The following is a 16,419-nucleotide window of genomic DNA, read 5'->3' on the forward strand; positions in this document are numbered from 1 at the left end:
TGCTATTTTAAGGGTCCAGAAAATTATCTAATTATCTAATTGGCACATTATCTCATTTAAAGATAATTCAAGCCTAAGAAAATTTCCTGTTCCAATGGAAGATCGATTTCACTTTCAAAAAAGATTAATTGTCTTTTATAAACGGTCTCAATCAGAAAATGATTTCCTCTAAAATAAGTTCGTCTGATTTTTACAGGCAATTTAGACTCTGAAAGCATTTTTAATTGATGTGGATAAACTAATGTTTTATGAGTTTCATCTTCATAGTCAAGCATCAAATGAGTTGGTATTTCATTTACTTCACCAAATAATGAAGCTACATATTTAGTTTGAGGATCCTCGTAAATCTTTGTTGGATTATCTTTTACTATAATTTCTCCATTTCTCATTACAATCGCCTCATCAGCAAACGATAATGCATCTGTACTATCGTGTGTTGCAATGATACAGGTAATTCCCTTTTGTTTTAAATATCGGAACAAATTTCGGCGTAAAGCATTTTTACGAAAAGCATCGATTTGACTAAACGGTTCGTCAAGTAAAATCACTTCAGGTTCCAAAGCTAACACTCTTACCAAAGCGACACGCTGTTGTTGTCCTCCACTTAAAAATTTAGCTTTTACATTAGAGAACGATTCCATTTCGACCATTTCTAATAATTCCTGAACACGCAATTTTTTCATGTTAGCAAAACCATTCGAAAGAAATTTTCCAACATTTTCTGCAACCGTCTCATATGGCGACAAATCAAAATCCTGCGCCAGGTATTTCATAAAAGGCATTCCGGGAATCAAATTGTATTTTGGCCCTAGAATTGGTTTTTCATTATAAAAAATTTTGCCTTCATCTAAATCGAACAAACCATACATAAGCTTAAGAAGTGTACTTTTTCCGCAGCCACTTTCGCCAATAATAGCAATGTTTTCACCTTTGTTTATAGTAAAAGAAACGTCTTTAATAACAGGTTTATCGGTATATGAAAATGAAATATTCTGAATGTCGAGCATGGGTTGTATTTGAGAGTACAAATTTACAATGTTTAAATTCTAAAGTCAAAAAAAAAGCTGCTTCAATTAAGAAACAGCTTTTAATAATTTTTATTGCTTTCTAAAACTATTTACCAGCTTCAGTTTTAGCATCATTTACCATTTTGTCATTTGCTGTAATAGCAAATTCAACACGACGGTTTTGAGTTCTTCCCTCTGCAGTATCATTTGTTGCAATCGGATCAGCAATTCCTAAACCTGAAGTTTTGAAACGGCTTGATTTTAATCCTTTTGAAACTAAATAAGCCTGCACAGAAGCAGCTCTTTGACCTGAAAGTGTCAAATTGTATTCTGGTTTTCCAGTATTATCTGTGTAACCAAAAATTTCGATATTCGTATCTCCGTATTCAGTAAATACAGGGATTAATTTATCTAAATTAGCTTTTGCCTGAGTAGTCAAAGTTGATTTATTTGTATCAAAACGAACTGCATTTTCATTCAAAGTTAAGTGAATTCCTTCACCTACTCTTTCAACATCTGCACCAGGTAAAGCCTGATCGATTTCACGCGCTTGTTTATCCATTTTGTTTCCAATAAGCGCTCCGGTTCCACCACCAACGGCAGCACCAATTGCAGCACCTAAAGCAGCGTTTCCGCCTTTTCCTAAATTATTTCCTAAAATACCACCAATAAGACCACCGGCAACTACTCCAATTCCGGCTCCTTTTTGTGTGTTATTTGCATTTTTAACTGAATCGCAGCTTGCAAAAAAACTAACTAATACAAGCAAACTACTCAACCCTAAAACTGTTATCTTTTTCATGTGTATATATTTTAATATTAATTGGCTCTTTGAAATTGGTAAGTAACATCTTTAGTTTGTCCACCTACATTAATGTTGTCTATTAACTCAAAAGAGTTGTCTGTTACACCTGCAACTTTTAGTAAATAGCCTTCCTTAACATTTTTTGATTTTGTTCCAGGATTAACAATTTTCAGTACAAAAAGCCCTTGATTATTGATACTCCAAACAATTGGAGAAGTAAATGCTGTACAACTTGGGGCTGTTAATGTCATTGTACCTTTGTTATTGTTTGAAATAAAACTCCAGGTACTACCAATAAAACATTTAGAATCCGCAAGATCAAATGAATTTACTTTGATATACTCTGAACCCGGGTAAGATACATTAGTAAGGACCCAATTTCCTTTAAGCGCTACTTGAGTCGACTTGTCAAGTTTAGTCGAAAGCGTTGGTGCTTCTGTTGAAGCTGTTGTTGACGAAGCTGATTTACACGCGAATACCATTGTGGCGATCATGCAAATGAAAAGAATTTTCTTCATTTTGTACATTTTTTAAGTTAATACTTACAGGTTTAACAATTACTGTACCACAAATATACGATTCATTGAAATATTAACAGTTCCAAAATCTAATTATTTTCTTTCAAAATTAACACTTCGGTCATTTTGTCACCCAAAAAACAATTGGTATTCTATTTGAAGGAATGACAATCATCTCATTAAACTAAAAAATTAAAAAATATGACAACAGGTAAAATTAATGTTTCAGTAGAAAACATCTTTCCCTTAATCAAAAAGTTCTTATACAGTGATCACGAAATTTTCTTGCGTGAGCTGGTTTCAAACGGAACCGATGCTACTTTAAAATTAAAACACCTTATTAGCATTGGCGAAGCTAAAGTTGAATACGGAAATCCCGTAATTGAAATTAAAGTTGATAAAGAAGGGAAAAAAATCCACATTATCGATCAGGGTTTAGGTATGACAGCTGACGAAGTAGAAAAATACATCAATCAGGTGGCTTTTTCCGGAGCTGAAGAATTCCTTGATAAATACAAAGATTCTGCTAAAGACTCTGGAATTATTGGTCACTTTGGTCTTGGTTTCTATTCTGCCTTTATGGTTGCTGAGAAAGTAGAAATCCTTACAAAATCATACAAAGACGAACCAGCTGCACACTGGACTTGTGACGGTAGCCCTGAATTTACTTTAGAACCAGCTGACAAAACTTCACGAGGTACTGAAATCATTCTTCATATCGCTGAAGATTCTCTTGAGTTTTTAGAAAATTCAAAAATTGCAGGTTTATTAAACAAGTACAATAAGTTTATGCCTATTCCGATTAAATTCGGAACAAAAACAGAAACACTTCCAAAACCGGAAGATGCTCCTGAAGACTATATCAATGAAACTGTTGAAATTGATAACATCATCAACAACCCAAACCCGGCATGGACAAAACAGCCATCTGAGTTATCTGAGGAAGATTATAAAAACTTCTACAGAGAATTATACCCAATGCAGTTTGAAGAACCGTTATTCAACATCCATTTAAATGTAGATTATCCTTTCAACTTAACTGGAATTTTATACTTCCCTAAGTTAGGTTCAGATATGCAAATTCAGAAAGATAAAATTCAATTGTACCAAAACCAGGTTTACGTTACAGACAATGTAGAAGGAATTGTACCTGAATTTTTAACTATGTTAAAAGGTGTGATTGATTCTCCGGACATTCCGTTGAATGTTTCCCGTTCAGGTTTACAGGCTGATGGTGCAGTGAAGAAAATCTCAAACTACATTACTCGTAAAGTTGCCGATAAACTAAAAGCTTTATTCAATGAAAATCGCGCTGACTTTGAAGCAAAATGGAACGATATTAAAATTGTTTTAGAGTATGGAATGCTTTCTGAAGATAAATTCTACGAAAAAGCTGGTGCATTTGTATTGTATCCAACTGTTGATGATACGTATTTTACTTTAGAAGAATTAAAAGAGAAATTAAAAGAAAATCAAACGGATAAAGACGGAAAACTAGTAGTTCTTTATGCTGGAAACAAAGATGCACAACACTCTTATATTGAAACAGCAAAAGAAAAAGGATACGAAGTATTGCTTTTAGACTCTCCAATTATTTCACATTTGATTCAAAAAATTGAAGGTGATAATAAAGATCTAACTTTCGTTCGCGTGGATTCTGATCATATTGATAATTTAATCAAGAAAGACGAAAACACAATTTCTAAATTATCTGACGAAGAAAAAGAAACCTTAAAAACTTCATTAGAAGCTTATATTCCAAAAGCATATTCTGTACAATTAGAAGCTATGGATAGCCAAGCCGCTCCATTTATTATTACGCAACCAGAATTTATGCGTAGAATGAAAGAAATGAGTCAGTCAGGCGGTGGCGGAATGTTTGGGATGGGAAATATGCCCGAAATGTACAATTTGGTTGTAAACACAAATTCTGATTTGGCAACAAATATCCTTAATACTGAAGACAAAACGCATCAGGAACATCTGGTGAAACAAGCTTTAGACTTAGCAAAATTATCTCAAAACTTATTAAAAGGTGAGGATTTAACTGCTTTTGTAAAAAGAAGTTTTGAAATGATTAAATAAAGATTTTTCAAAAAAAAATAATTTCTAAAATCCTGTGGGTCTGACTCACAGGATTTTTTTATTGGAATTCATTTTTTTTATTACATTTGAATGCCTTTTTAATCTAATCTTAAACTAAAACTACTATGAAAAAAACAGCTTTTTTACTTTTAAGTATTTGTGCTACAGCATTAATTTATGTTTCATGTTCAAATGATGATATTGTCAATGGAACTGACACTACTGCTGTAAGAGCCTCTGTTGTAATTGATGCAGCGAACGAAATGGATATCAATACCGGATTACTAGTAACCAGTAGTTCACCAACTGCAAAATCAGCTACAGATGTTCCAGGCGTTTGCGCTACAATTACTGTTTCCGGAGAATCTTATCCAAAAATATTTACAGTTGATTATGGGACAACAGGTTGTACAGATAGCCAACTTATAAGAAAAGGGAAACTAAAAATTACACTTTCAGGACCAATTATCACAACTGGAAGTAAATTAACTATTGAAAGAATTGATTATTCTATTAATGGTATAAAACTGGAAGGAACAATTGAGTATACAAACACTACTACTGTTCCAACTGTACCTCAATGGAGCAGAAAAGTTACTAACGGAAAATTTACCGATCTTCAGGGAAGAGTTTATACAAACTCTGGGATGCATACAGTAAAACAAACTGCTGGTGTTGACACTCCTTATGTTTTAACCGATAATGTTTATGAAATGACAGAAGGAACCCATACTGTTACAACAGACAAAGGAGCAACGTTAACATTGACAGTTCAGGAAACATTAGTCAAAAAACAATCATGCGATTATATCTCTAAAGGAAAATTAAAAGTAGAAGGTGGTTTCCTTAAAGGAGTTATTGACTACGGAAACAATGATTGTGACAGCAATTTTACTTACACACACGAAAGCGGAGTGGGCTATAACTTATCAATGTAAAAGTCTCATTTTTATAAAAATACAGCAATCCCAATTTAGAAATAAATTGGGATTTATTTTTATTAAAATTTAAATCCCAAACACTACATTCAAACTATTTTCTTTATTTTGCACCAAAATCTAAAAACCAATGAAAAAATCAATTATTGCCTTTGTTGCACTTGCTCTATTAGCATCATGCAGCAAAAAAGAATCTGCTGACAACCTGCACATCACAGGAAACATTAAAGGATTAAAAAACGGAACTTTATATATTCAAAGAATTGTTGACACCTCACTTGTTGCAATAGACAGTGTCAAAATCGACGGAAACTCAAGTTTTGAGCGCGATATCAAATTAGAATCTCCAGAAATGCTTTATTTATTCCTGGATCGTGGAGTAAGTAACTCAATGGACAATAACATTCTCTTTTTTGCAGAACCTGGAAATATTAATATCGAAACCAATCTGGATAATTTTATTTACGGTGCTAAAATAACAGGATCAAAAAACCAGGAATTATATGAAGAATACAAAAAGATAAATTCTCGTTTTAATGACGAAAACCTAAATATGGTTGAATCAAAATTTAGAGCACTTAAAAGACAAGATCAAAAAGCAGTTGATAGTATTGACGCAAAACAGCAATCTAATATCAAGAGAAAATACCTGTACGCTACAAACTTCGCCATTAACCACAAAGATCACGAAATAGCACCTTACATTGCTTTAGCTGAGATTTACGACATCAACATTAAGTTTCTTGATACTATTCAAAAATCAATGACTCCAAAAGTAGCACAATCTCTTTACGGAAAAAAGCTAACCAAATATGTTGCTGACATTAAAAAGCAAGAACAAAAATAGTTTTTACCCCATAAAAAAAGTCCTGAATTATATTCAGGACTTTTTTTTATGATGGAAATTCCAAAAATAAAATCCCAAATTCCAATCTTCACAGAAATAATATATCTGTAATTGGAATTTGGGATTTTATTGGGTCAATACGAAAAGCTGTGGAGAGAAAAAAAAATTACCACAGAGAACACAGCGTTTTTTTAAATATTCTAAGTTTAGTAAAAACACAAAGTTCACAAAGCTTTGCGGACTTAGATTGTGTAAATACAACTTAAAAATTAGTGAACTCTGCGAAAAAGCTTTGTGTTCTCTGTGTTAAAAAATAATTAAGATGTATGAAATTTTCAATGTTTCCCAAAAACATCTAGCGTTGATTCTAAAAGATCCTGCATTTCTATTTGATTTTAAAAACATAAACTCAGCATTTTAATATTTCTCCACAACAATATGTATTGATCCATTTTATTTTTGGGGATTTTTTCAAAAGTTTTGAGCAAAAAAAAACCACCACTAAAAGTGATGGTTTTACGTTGAGCCGGCGGAGGGACTCGAACCCACGACCTGCTGATTACAAATCAGCTGCTCTAGCCAACTGAGCTACGCTGGCGACTCATTACGGGTGCAAATATAAAACGGTTTTTCGTTTTTACCAAAATAAATTTGCAATAAATTTAAATAAAAAACCACCACTAAAAAGTGATGGTTTTATGTTGAGCCGGCGGAGGGACTCGAACCCACGACCTGCTGATTACAAATCAGCTGCTCTAGCCAACTGAGCTACGCTGGCGACTCATTACGGGTGCAAATATAAAGCGGTTTTTCGTTTTACCAAAATAAATTTGCACTTTTTTATACTTTTTTTTGCTTACAATTCGTTGATTTTAGCAATCAATTGATTAGCAGTTTCTTCCAATTCAACATTGATTTGTTTGAAGTGTGCTTTTTTGTTTTCAACGTTCTTTGCGTTCACTTTTGTGATCAAAGTATCGAAAGCAGCAATAGCCTGATCGATCAAAGCATTCGTTTCTGGAGTAGGATTTCCTGTAGTAGACATTTCAAATAAGTAAATTGCCTCAATAATATCTCCTAATACGAAGTTGATGTCTTTCTTTAAATTTTTAACGTTTGCCATTTTTATTTTTATTTTAATTTGCGTCTGCAAAAGTACATATAATCTTTATATTTAGCCCTATGAAATGTAAATTTCTAAAATAGAAGCTTTTCCGTTCAAAATAAATGCATTTATCTCAGCCGGAATCAAAATCGTATCTCCTTTTATATAGGTTTGTTTAAAGCCATCATATTCAATTTCAAAACTGCCTTCAATACACATATAAACTGTAAAGGACTCACCTGTTTTAGAAACTTCTAATTTATTTTCTAAGGGTATAAAATTGGTGGTAAAATAAGGACAGTCTACAACCGTATTTGAAGTATTAACTTTAGTATCGTATTTCTTCTGAGTATCTACTTTATTATAATTGATCGCATCAAGAGCCAAATCAACGTGTAATTCTCTTGTATTTCCTTGTGCATCTTTACGATCAAAATCGTACAAACGATACGTAATATCTGAAGTTTGTTGAATTTCGGCCACAACTAGTCCGGCGCCAATGGCATGAACCGTACCTGTCTCTAAAAAGAAAACATCTCCAGCTTTTGCTTTTACAGTATCTAAAATCGAAACTAAAGTTTTATCATTTAAATGTTTCAAATATTCTTCTTTACTAGAGTTTTCTTTAAAACCAACAATAATCCTTGCATCGGTATCTGCCTGTGTTACATACCACATTTCTGTTTTACCAAAAGAATTATGACGTTCTTTTGCCAATTTATCATTTGGATGAACCTGAATAGAAAGGTCTTCACGGGCATCTAAATATTTAAAAAGTAATGGAAATTGTTTTCCGAAACGTTTGTAAACTGCTGTTCCTAAAATTTCATTTGGTTTTTCATCAATAAGATCCATTAATGATTTTCCTTTCAAAACGCCATTAGCAACAACACTTACATCGCCTTCAACTGTTGATAATTCCCAGCTTTCACCGGTAATTTTAGAAACTATTGGTTTATTCAGAATGGTTTTTAATTTTTCTCCGCCCCAGATTCTGTCTTTCAAAATGGGTTCGAATTGTAAAGGGTATAAGTTTGGTTTCATTTTTATTGGCTAATCTCTTTATTAAATTGTTTTTGAACTAATACAAATTCTATGATTATAATACTAATTCTCTAATTGTTTCTAAGGCTTTCTCAATGTGTTTGGCTGCATTCATACTATCAAAAACATAAATTACAACACCATTTCTATCTATAATATACGTTACTCTTCCTGGTAAAAGACCAAATAAATTATTTCGCACTCCAAAAAGCTGCCTCAGTCTTTTATCAGGATCTGATAACAATATAAAAGGCAACTCATGTTTCTTGGCAAATTTATGATGCGATTTTACGCTATCACTACTAATACCGATTACTTCAGCACCCAAATCCTTGAAATCTTCGTATTGATCCCGAAAACTGCATGCTTCAGTAGTACACCCGGGAGTATTATCTTTTGGATAAAAATAGATCACGAGTGGCTTTCGGCCCAAAAAACTCTGGCTTTCAAAAACTTCTCCATGACTATCTTTAGCAGTAAAATTCGGAACTATATCTCCTATTTTTAATGACATTTATTATTCTCCTTTATAAGTTACAAAATTGCGGTCCGTTTCATTCAAAACGACTTCTAAATCAAAGTCGGCATGAATTTTTTTTCTAATTTTATTCCATATCACAACTGCAATATTCTCAGCAGTTGGATTCAAATCTTGAAATTCCGGAACATCCAGATTCAGATTTTTGTGATCAAACGGTATTTCTACTTCTTCGTGTATAATATCCGCTAATACTTTCACATCTAAAACAAAACCAGTTTCTGGGTCAATTTTTCCTGTAACACTAACTGTTAAACCATAATTATGACCATGAAAATTGGGGTTATTACATTTTCCAAAAACAGCATTGTTTTTCTCAAACGTCCAATCTTTCCTGTGCAATCGATGTGCAGCATTAAAATGTGCTTTTCTTGATATGGTTACTTTCATTTGGGTTTTTGGTTGTCTTGGTTAAATTTTATGGTCTTCTAAATAATGATAAAATTCATCAAATATTATTTTGAACCAAACGGTGTAAATTTCGGGCTGTTTTTCAATATCATCTTTTATGTCTTCAATCTTCATCCATTTCCAGTCCTCTACCTCATCATGATTGATCGCAGGACTTTCATTAAAATACCCAATCATAACATGATCAAGCTCATGCTCCGTTAATCCATTATCAAAAGGAGCTTTATATATAAAATGGAAAAGTTCTTTCAGTTCCGTTTTAAAACCCATTTCTTCAAATAATCTTCGGCTTCCGGCTTCAATGTTACTTTCACCTTCACGCTGATGACTGCAACAGGTGTTTGTCCAGAGCAACGGAGAATGGTATTTTTGATGAGCACGCTGTTGCAACATTACTTCGTTTTTACTGTTTAAGATAAAAACAGAAAATGCACGGTGCAAAAGTGCTTTTTCATGCGCTTCCAATTTTGGCATTAAGCCAATTTGTTCATCATTTTGATTGACTAATATTACGTTTTCTTCTATCATATGGCATTTTGTACAAAACAAAAATACGAAAAAAGAAATGGCTTGAAAATCCTGAAAAAGATTGTGAAAAGTTTAACGAGCCATGATTTTCACAAGTCTTTACAATTCAGAACTTTAAAAACACCTAATTATTTAAAATCGTTTAAAATTAAGCTTAAAAAACTACACGCTCTGCTTTTACGTAAATAAAAAAAAGTTAAAACATACTTAAAAAAATCTCAATTGTAAATTAACCGACATTTCTAAACTAACTCTCGTCGTACCTTTGACTTACAAAATTACAGCCTCTCAAAAATTATGAATACAAGAACTAAATTTTTCAGCCTTTGCTTTTTAATTCCGCTTTTTATTTTGCAGGCATGCGGCCAATCAACAAAAAAGCAAAACACAAAAACTATTGTTATGGAAAACAAAATCAATAAACCCGGAAATCCTTATTATTCAAATACTGATACAACTGTACTACATGTAAGCAATACAGATTGGAAAAAAGTACTACCGGAAGATGTTTATGCCGTAATGCGTGAGGCCGATACTGAAAGACCTTTTACAGGAAAATATTGGAATACCGATGAAAAAGGAACTTACTATTGTGCATCGTGCGGAAACAAGCTTTTTAGATCTGGAGCCAAATTTTCCAGTAGCTGCGGATGGCCAAGCTTTTTTGAACAAGACAATAAAAAGAGCGTGGTTTACAAAGAAGATAATTCACTTGGAATGGAAAGAATTGAAGCTTTATGCGGACGCTGTGGTGGGCATTTAGGCCATTTATTTGATGATGGACCCGAACCAACCGGAAAACGCTATTGCATGAACTCAATTGCCCTGGACTTTATTCCTGATAACAAATAACACGAAAATGAAAAATACGATTCTAATTTGCCTATTTGCTTTATCCTTAAACGGATTTTCTCAAACTAAAAAGTCCTCAAACCTAGAAACGATCACACTTGGCGGCGGATGTTACTGGTGTGTTGAAGCGGTTTACGAAGATCTAAACGGAGTAAAATCTGTTGTTTCCGGTTTCTCCGGAGGAAATGTTGCTGATCCTACTTACGAAGAAGTTTGCACTGGCGAAACTGGTCATGCTGAAGTCGTTCAGATTACATACGATAAAAACGTAACCGATATCAATGAAATTTTCAAGGTATTCTTTACGGTTCACGATCCGACAACTTTAAACCGTCAGGGTGCCGATGTTGGAACACAATATCGATCTGTAATTTTTTATAAAAACGACGCACAAAAAAAAGCAGCTCAAAGTATTATTGCCGAACTTAATAAAGCAAAAGTCTACAGCAGCCCGATTGTGACAAAAGTAGAACCTTTTAAAAAGTTTTATAAAGCCGAAGATTATCATCAGAATTATTATGCAAACAACAAAAATCAGCCGTATTGCAAAATGGTAATTCAGCCGAAAATAGAGAAATTTGAGAAAGTGTTTAAAGACAAACTCAAAAAGAAATAAAAACTCATAAAAAAAGGAAAATGAAGTAACTCATTTCCCTTTTCTTTTATGTCCATTTAAAACTATTGTTTAGCCACTTTTTTAAATCTCATCATTGGCACATCGCCCTCGATCAAATTTAACTTTCCGTCTTTATCAATAGCATAACTTGTTATTTTTTTCATTTGCTGCAAAAACTGTTGTTCTCCTCCCCCTTCACAAAACATCATCGTTGCTGGCCCTGGTTCTCCAAAAGTTAAAGATTTTCCATTTAGAGTGTAAGGTGCGCTGTATCCGTTGCATCCATTATTACCATAAACTTTTGTTTCTTTCTGATCAAAAGTAATTTGTGGTTTTTTATTTGGATACAATCCTTCAAAAGCAATTCTTGGTCCTGAAATGTATTCTAATTCCCAGGTTGTATCATAAATATTGGCGGTGCTTTTGGCTTCTTTTGATGCCATACATGAAGTAAGTAATAAGGTTAAAACTGAAACGACTGCAATTGTATATTTTTTCATAAAATTTACTTTTTAAGATTAAAATTGTTTTACAAAATATTCTCTTCTCAATATTCGTGCCTGACCGCAAGTTTTATTAATATTAAATATTTAATAAAAGGCCCAAGATTTCATTATTAAATTCCAATTTCTGATTTCTAAGTTACGTCATTTTACTTAAAAAACTATAAACCAAACATTTAAATAAAAACATACGATTGCATTTTTTTTGTAATTTGCGATGATCAAAAAACTAAAATCATCAATAAAAAACCAAAACAAAATGAAGCAATTTCTTTTATTGTTTACTTTATTACTTAGTGCGATACATATTCAGGCACAAGAAAACCTTCCAACAGATTATCTTTCAAAAGAATTTCACAAAGGCCGACGCGAAGCTTTTAGAAATTTAATGCCTGCTAATTCGGTTGCCGTCGTTTTTTCCTATCCGGAAAGAGTTTTCTCAAAAGACGTTAACTACAATTACCATCAAAATCCTGATATGTATTATTTAACTGGCTACAAAGAACCAGATGGCGTTTTACTAATTTTTAAAGAAAATCAGGGAACTGGCGAAACTTACAACGAAGTACTTTTTGTAAGAGAAAAAAATGCTGCCAGAGAAATGTGGACAGGAAGACGTTTAGGAGTTGAAGGTGCTAAATCTAAATTAGGATTTTCAAAAGCCTATAATGGTTCTGATTTTAATGCCTTTGCTATTGACTTCAAAAAATTTGATGAAATTATTTTTGACGAATCATCACCTGGAATTCAAGACAATACCTACGATCCTGCAGATTTATTTAATCTAATTCAGATTTTCAAAACAAAAGCCGGTATTGTAAGTGAAGATAAAGCTTCAGCAAAAACTTTTACAAAAATTACCAACTCCCTACGAGAAATCAAAACTCCTGAAGAAATGGAATTAATGCGCAAAACCGTTAAACTTTCCTGTGTTGCCCACAACGAAGTTATGAAAGCGGTTGGCCCGGATATGAGCGAAAATGAAGCTGATGGAATTCATGCTTACATTCACAAAAAATATGGTGCCGAAGGCGAAGGTTATCCACCAATTGTAGGTGTTGGCGCAAATGGCTGTATTTTGCATTATGGCGAAAACAACAGTACAAAAATGGACAATCAATTATTATTAATGGATGTTGGTTCTGAATACCATGGTTATTCTGCAGACGTAACGAGAACAGTTCCTGCAAATGGCAAGTTTTCTGAAGAACAAAAAGCCATTTATCAATTGGTTTATGATGCTCAGGAAGAAGTTTTTAAAATCTGTAAAGAAGGAACTCCTTTTCAGGATTTAAATAAAAAATCAAAAGAAGTAATTGCTGCCGGATTAATAAAATTAGGAATCATTACAGATCCTAAAGACGTCAGACTTTATTACCCGCATGGCTGCTCCCATTTTCTTGGTTTAGATGTTCATGACAAAGGAAATTATGGAGGAAACTTAAAAGAAAATATGGTTTTTACTGTTGAGCCAGGAATTTACATTCCGGCAAATAGTAAATGTGATAAAAAGTGGTGGAACATTGGTGTTCGTATCGAAGATGATATCGCGATTACAAAAGATTCCTATGAAAATCTATCAGCAGAATCACCAAGAAAATGGGAAGATGTCGAAAAAATGGCAGCACAAAAAAGTACTTTCAATGACATGAAATTCCCTAAAATATAAAAAGCAAAAAAGTATTCAAAACCAAAAATGAAATCCAAAAAAAACATTATAACAAGCAAGTATTTCTTATTGTTTCTACTATTTTTCAGCATTATTTTTACATCACATTCGCAAAAACAAAAATGCACGATTTACTTTGATGACAATACATCTATAACCGGCTTAGGAAAAATTAAAGGTGATAATTTTATCAAATTCAAATTGGATGATGAAGCAAAAAGCACCGATTATGATCCTATGATAATTGATCGAATTGTAATAGAAAATGATGGTGTTTTACAGGTTTATAAATACAAAAAGCAAAAAGACGGATTTCCTTTTTGGTTAAAAGTCATTACAGAGGGAAAAGTAAGTTTATATAAAAATGAATTTTCGGGCCATAATTTTGGTCCGACGATGTCAAATAATGGTTTTAATGGTTTTTCAGGAATGAATATGGTTTCCAATTCTGTAACGATTTATTATATTGCACATGGAGAGGAATTTGAAGTTTCAATAATTACTTCACTGGGAAGTTTGAGCAAAAATTTCAAAAAAACAGCTTCAGAATACTTTAAAGATTGTCCGGTTCTGGTTGAAAAGATAAACAACAAAGAATACAAAAAAGATGATATTTATGAAGTTGTAAAATTCTATAATTTAAACTGTAATACTGAAAACACAACCACCGAAATACAATCTGAAAACTAAAACTCTTTAATGAGGGCGTTTCAAACTGTAAATTATATTTTACCGTACTTTGTACCCTCAAAATTTTAAAAAATGAAAGCACTTACCTTCTCTACTTTTGGAGATTCAGATGTTTTAGAATACATCGAAATTCCAAATCCGCAATTAAAAAGCGATGAGATTTTAGTCGAAATGAAAGCCATCGGATTAAATTTTGCCGATGTTTACAGACGAAAGGGAAATTACCACTTAAAAGGAAATCCGCCTTTTATTGCCGGTTATGAAGGTGCTGGAATCGTAGTTGATGCCAATAATCATTCCGAATACAAAATTGGTGATCGTGTGGCTTTCGCCGATGTTCCTTTCGCCAATGCAGAGTTGGTTACCGTAAATATAAATCACGTTTTACCGTTACCGGAAGCGATATCTTTTGAAACTGCAGCGTCAATTTTACTCCAAGGTTTAACCGCTCATTATTTAGCAACAGACAGCCATAAAACTCAAAAAGGCGAAACCGTTTTAATTCATGCCGTTGCCGGTGGAGTCGGTCAGACACTAACTCAAATCAGCAAGCTTTTAGGCGCCAATGTAATTGGTTTAACCTCATCATCAGAAAAAGCAAAAGTAGCTTTTGAGCAAGGCGCAGATCATGTTTTTCTTTATAATGACGATTGGAAATCGCAAGTTTTCAAAATAGCACCAAAAGGTGTTGATGTTGCTTACGACAGCATCGGAAGTACCTTAATGGAAAGTTTCGAAGTCACCAAAGAATGCGGACAAGTCGTTTTCTTCGGAATGGCGGGCGGCGATCCGGCACCTGTAGATCCAAGAATGCTGATGGACGGTTCTAAAACTTTAACAGGCGGCGATTTATGGAGCTATTTAAACTCCAAAGAAGAAAGAATCAAAAGGGCCAATCAATTATTCAATTGGATTATTGAAGGAAAAATTACACTTTCAACACCAACATCTTTCAAATTATCCGAAGGAAAATTGGCTCATGATTATCTAGAAAGCCGAAAAAGTACCGGAAAAATAATTCTGATTCCGTAAATAATAATCTGGGCGTGCCACCAATATAAAAAGGGGCTGACTATAGCATCGCTTAGTCGCCCCTTTTTATATTGGTGTCGGGCTATCCGGGCTACTTCGGTAGCTTCCTCCTATCCCTCACGCAAAAAAAATCTCTTATAGTTGATTAATCTCAATCTTGGTCAATTCAGACAATTCTAAGATTCTGTCAACCTCATTTTTATTGGCAACAAAAAACAAATAATTATCTCCCTGTGTATCATATGTCATTAATTCAAGATCACGTTTTTCCAGAGCCGATTGAATATAGGGAAACAAGTCATGGCTGTAGGTTTCTTCAGGATATTCGAAATTCAAATCTTCACCTATCATTTCTGAAATAAAATATTCTGCATCTTCAGGATCAAATTTCCAATCGCTGTTCCAGCAATCTATGCTTTCAAAAAAACTCCAATGATTTTTAACAATCTTATGATATTCTTTTGCTTCTTTTTTAAAATTCTTCAAAAGCTTTTTAGCTTGTTTCTGAAGTAATTTTTCTTCAACATTTCCTCTTGAAACCAGCTTGATAAATTCTTCAAAAGTTCCTTGGTTTATATCAACTTCTTCCGGTAATAAACTCTCTTGTGAGGGAAGCTGGATACCTTCGGGTAATTCGATTTGCATATATTGGCAAATACCTTGCAGCACTCTTTCAAATTCTTTAAAACCTAATTTCTGAACATCATTTTTCGGATCCTTGATATCAATATATTCCGTATCAAGTATTCCTCCAACATAATCCAGAAAATAATTATTATTATACAAAATTCTAAAATCATTGGTTTCTAAACTATTGGTACAACAAAAGAAAATGACGAAATTATGCAAAACATGTTTTAAATGTTTTTTCATTTCCGGAGTTGGCTGTGTGTAAAACTGAATATGAATATAATCGAATTCTAATTCTGCCTGAATATCCTCTTCTGAAATAGCTCCAATATTGAGCTTTTTATACAATTCATTTAAAACTTCATACGCATTTTTTAATCCCGCTTTCTTAATTCCGTTTTGCGCTTCTTCATTATTAAATGAATTTGGAAACGAATATAAATTCACCGAAACCGTATCATAGATTCCCTTTAGTTTAATCTCTAATCTATTCTCTTCATTATATAGATAAGAATAAATTGAATCAACAACATCAAAGGAAACAATCGATTTTGGATCGTTATTTCTACCGAATAAATTAGAAAAGAAATCTTTTATCAAA

Annotated in this window: 18 protein-coding genes and 2 tRNA genes; 8 read left to right on the forward strand and 12 right to left on the reverse strand. The window is 33.1% G+C overall.

The window, feature by feature from the left end; all coding sequences use genetic code 11:
* Window positions 1–56 precede the first annotated feature (56 nt).
* The 3 genes from BUA98_RS17500 to BUA98_RS17510 all read right to left on the reverse strand — a co-directional run bounded on the left by BUA98_RS17500 (window position 57) and on the right by BUA98_RS17510 (window position 2,330).
* Window positions 57–1,007, reverse strand: coding sequence for an ABC transporter ATP-binding protein (locus BUA98_RS17500; RefSeq protein WP_072974653.1), 951 nt, complete (start codon window positions 1,005–1,007; stop codon window positions 57–59).
* Between the two features lie 106 nt (window positions 1,008–1,113).
* Window positions 1,114–1,809 (reverse strand): YiaD family glycine zipper/OmpA-like lipoprotein, encoded by a 696-nt coding sequence (locus BUA98_RS17505; protein WP_072974654.1) that lies wholly within the window; start codon window positions 1,807–1,809, stop codon window positions 1,114–1,116.
* 17 nt (window positions 1,810–1,826) lie between these two features.
* Window positions 1,827–2,330 carry a lipocalin family protein gene (locus tag BUA98_RS17510; RefSeq protein ID WP_072974997.1) on the reverse strand — a complete coding sequence of 168 codons (504 nt, stop codon included), beginning with the start codon at window positions 2,328–2,330 and terminating at the stop codon, window positions 1,827–1,829.
* A gap of 201 nt (window positions 2,331–2,531) precedes the next feature.
* Between BUA98_RS17510 and htpG the strand changes: the two genes are divergently transcribed.
* The 3 genes from htpG to BUA98_RS17525 all read left to right on the forward strand — a co-directional run bounded on the left by htpG (window position 2,532) and on the right by BUA98_RS17525 (window position 6,200).
* Complete coding sequence (gene htpG / locus BUA98_RS17515; protein WP_072974656.1) at window positions 2,532–4,415, forward strand: molecular chaperone HtpG; 1,884 nt, start codon at window positions 2,532–2,534, stop codon at window positions 4,413–4,415.
* Between the two features lie 125 nt (window positions 4,416–4,540).
* Window positions 4,541–5,353 (forward strand): hypothetical protein, encoded by an 813-nt coding sequence (locus BUA98_RS17520; protein ID WP_072974658.1) that lies wholly within the window; start codon window positions 4,541–4,543, stop codon window positions 5,351–5,353.
* A 130-nt stretch (window positions 5,354–5,483) separates the two neighbouring features.
* The gene (locus BUA98_RS17525; protein WP_072974660.1) at window positions 5,484–6,200 is read left to right on the forward strand and encodes a DUF4369 domain-containing protein; all 717 of its coding nucleotides are present in this window, start codon (window positions 5,484–5,486) and stop codon (window positions 6,198–6,200) included.
* 524 nt (window positions 6,201–6,724) lie between these two features.
* Here BUA98_RS17525 and BUA98_RS17530 read toward each other — a convergent pair.
* From BUA98_RS17530 to idi, 7 genes are all read right to left on the reverse strand, one after another.
* Window positions 6,725–6,798 (reverse strand) — tRNA-Thr (locus BUA98_RS17530).
* Window positions 6,799–6,904: 106 nt separating this feature from the next.
* Window positions 6,905–6,978 (reverse strand) — tRNA-Thr (locus BUA98_RS17535).
* Between the two features lie 78 nt (window positions 6,979–7,056).
* Entirely contained in the window at window positions 7,057–7,323 is a 267-nt protein-coding gene (locus tag BUA98_RS17540; protein ID WP_026982865.1) for a hypothetical protein, read from the reverse strand.
* A gap of 57 nt (window positions 7,324–7,380) precedes the next feature.
* Window positions 7,381–8,349, reverse strand: coding sequence for a type I phosphomannose isomerase catalytic subunit (locus BUA98_RS17545; protein WP_072974661.1), 969 nt, complete (start codon window positions 8,347–8,349; stop codon window positions 7,381–7,383).
* Between the two features lie 55 nt (window positions 8,350–8,404).
* On the reverse strand, window positions 8,405–8,863 hold the full coding sequence (locus BUA98_RS17550; protein WP_072974663.1) for a peroxiredoxin: 459 nt from the start codon (window positions 8,861–8,863) through the stop codon (window positions 8,405–8,407).
* A 3-nt stretch (window positions 8,864–8,866) separates the two neighbouring features.
* Window positions 8,867–9,277 (reverse strand): 6-carboxytetrahydropterin synthase, encoded by a 411-nt coding sequence (locus BUA98_RS17555; RefSeq protein ID WP_056195575.1) that lies wholly within the window; start codon window positions 9,275–9,277, stop codon window positions 8,867–8,869.
* Between the two features lie 21 nt (window positions 9,278–9,298).
* On the reverse strand, window positions 9,299–9,826 hold the full coding sequence (idi, locus tag BUA98_RS17560; RefSeq protein ID WP_072974665.1) for an isopentenyl-diphosphate Delta-isomerase: 528 nt from the start codon (window positions 9,824–9,826) through the stop codon (window positions 9,299–9,301).
* A 297-nt stretch (window positions 9,827–10,123) separates the two neighbouring features.
* Here idi and msrB point away from each other — a divergent pair, with 297 nt between their 5' ends.
* Together msrB and msrA are read left to right on the forward strand one after the other, a co-directional pair.
* A complete protein-coding gene (gene msrB, locus BUA98_RS17570) occupies window positions 10,124–10,678 on the forward strand; it encodes a peptide-methionine (R)-S-oxide reductase MsrB (protein WP_072974668.1) in 555 nt (184 codons plus the stop codon).
* Window positions 10,679–10,685: 7 nt separating this feature from the next.
* Complete coding sequence (gene msrA / locus BUA98_RS17575; RefSeq protein ID WP_072974669.1) at window positions 10,686–11,294, forward strand: peptide-methionine (S)-S-oxide reductase MsrA; 609 nt, start codon at window positions 10,686–10,688, stop codon at window positions 11,292–11,294.
* 62 nt (window positions 11,295–11,356) lie between these two features.
* Here the strand turns inward: msrA and BUA98_RS17580 are convergent, their stop codons facing one another.
* Complete coding sequence (locus BUA98_RS17580) at window positions 11,357–11,794, reverse strand: META domain-containing protein (protein WP_072974671.1); 438 nt, start codon at window positions 11,792–11,794, stop codon at window positions 11,357–11,359.
* 262 nt (window positions 11,795–12,056) lie between these two features.
* Here BUA98_RS17580 and BUA98_RS17585 point away from each other — a divergent pair, with 262 nt between their 5' ends.
* From BUA98_RS17585 to BUA98_RS17595, 3 genes are all read left to right on the forward strand, one after another.
* On the forward strand, window positions 12,057–13,466 hold the full coding sequence (locus tag BUA98_RS17585) for an aminopeptidase P N-terminal domain-containing protein (RefSeq protein WP_072974999.1): 1,410 nt from the start codon (window positions 12,057–12,059) through the stop codon (window positions 13,464–13,466).
* A gap of 27 nt (window positions 13,467–13,493) precedes the next feature.
* Window positions 13,494–14,156 (forward strand): hypothetical protein, encoded by a 663-nt coding sequence (locus tag BUA98_RS17590; RefSeq protein WP_072974673.1) that lies wholly within the window; start codon window positions 13,494–13,496, stop codon window positions 14,154–14,156.
* Window positions 14,157–14,228: 72 nt separating this feature from the next.
* The gene (locus tag BUA98_RS17595) at window positions 14,229–15,188 is read left to right on the forward strand and encodes a quinone oxidoreductase family protein (protein ID WP_072974675.1); all 960 of its coding nucleotides are present in this window, start codon (window positions 14,229–14,231) and stop codon (window positions 15,186–15,188) included.
* 135 nt (window positions 15,189–15,323) lie between these two features.
* Here the strand turns inward: BUA98_RS17595 and BUA98_RS17600 are convergent, their stop codons facing one another.
* Complete coding sequence (locus BUA98_RS17600; protein WP_244279225.1) at window positions 15,324–16,418, reverse strand: DUF6630 family protein; 1,095 nt, start codon at window positions 16,416–16,418, stop codon at window positions 15,324–15,326.
* Window position 16,419 lies beyond the last annotated feature (1 nt).

It is taken from the genome of Flavobacterium saccharophilum, assembly GCF_900142735.1.
Classification (GTDB): Bacteria; Bacteroidota; Bacteroidia; order Flavobacteriales; family Flavobacteriaceae; genus Flavobacterium; species Flavobacterium saccharophilum.

Coding starts and splice junctions, on each gene's coding strand:
- BUA98_RS17500 (WP_072974653.1), bottom strand. CDS start 1,007: ATGCTCGACATTCAGAATATTTCATTTTCATATACCGATAAACCTGTT.
- BUA98_RS17505 (WP_072974654.1), bottom strand. CDS start 1,809: ATGAAAAAGATAACAGTTTTAGGGTTGAGTAGTTTGCTTGTATTAGTT.
- BUA98_RS17510 (WP_072974997.1), bottom strand. CDS start 2,330: ATGAAGAAAATTCTTTTCATTTGCATGATCGCCACAATGGTATTCGCG.
- htpG (WP_072974656.1), top strand. CDS start 2,532: ATGACAACAGGTAAAATTAATGTTTCAGTAGAAAACATCTTTCCCTTA.
- BUA98_RS17520 (WP_072974658.1), top strand. CDS start 4,541: ATGAAAAAAACAGCTTTTTTACTTTTAAGTATTTGTGCTACAGCATTA.
- BUA98_RS17525 (WP_072974660.1), top strand. CDS start 5,484: ATGAAAAAATCAATTATTGCCTTTGTTGCACTTGCTCTATTAGCATCA.
- BUA98_RS17540 (WP_026982865.1), bottom strand. CDS start 7,323: ATGGCAAACGTTAAAAATTTAAAGAAAGACATCAACTTCGTATTAGGA.
- BUA98_RS17545 (WP_072974661.1), bottom strand. CDS start 8,349: ATGAAACCAAACTTATACCCTTTACAATTCGAACCCATTTTGAAAGAC.
- BUA98_RS17550 (WP_072974663.1), bottom strand. CDS start 8,863: ATGTCATTAAAAATAGGAGATATAGTTCCGAATTTTACTGCTAAAGAT.
- BUA98_RS17555 (WP_056195575.1), bottom strand. CDS start 9,277: ATGAAAGTAACCATATCAAGAAAAGCACATTTTAATGCTGCACATCGA.
- idi (WP_072974665.1), bottom strand. CDS start 9,826: ATGATAGAAGAAAACGTAATATTAGTCAATCAAAATGATGAACAAATT.
- msrB (WP_072974668.1), top strand. CDS start 10,124: ATGAATACAAGAACTAAATTTTTCAGCCTTTGCTTTTTAATTCCGCTT.
- msrA (WP_072974669.1), top strand. CDS start 10,686: ATGAAAAATACGATTCTAATTTGCCTATTTGCTTTATCCTTAAACGGA.
- BUA98_RS17580 (WP_072974671.1), bottom strand. CDS start 11,794: ATGAAAAAATATACAATTGCAGTCGTTTCAGTTTTAACCTTATTACTT.
- BUA98_RS17585 (WP_072974999.1), top strand. CDS start 12,057: ATGAAGCAATTTCTTTTATTGTTTACTTTATTACTTAGTGCGATACAT.
- BUA98_RS17590 (WP_072974673.1), top strand. CDS start 13,494: ATGAAATCCAAAAAAAACATTATAACAAGCAAGTATTTCTTATTGTTT.
- BUA98_RS17595 (WP_072974675.1), top strand. CDS start 14,229: ATGAAAGCACTTACCTTCTCTACTTTTGGAGATTCAGATGTTTTAGAA.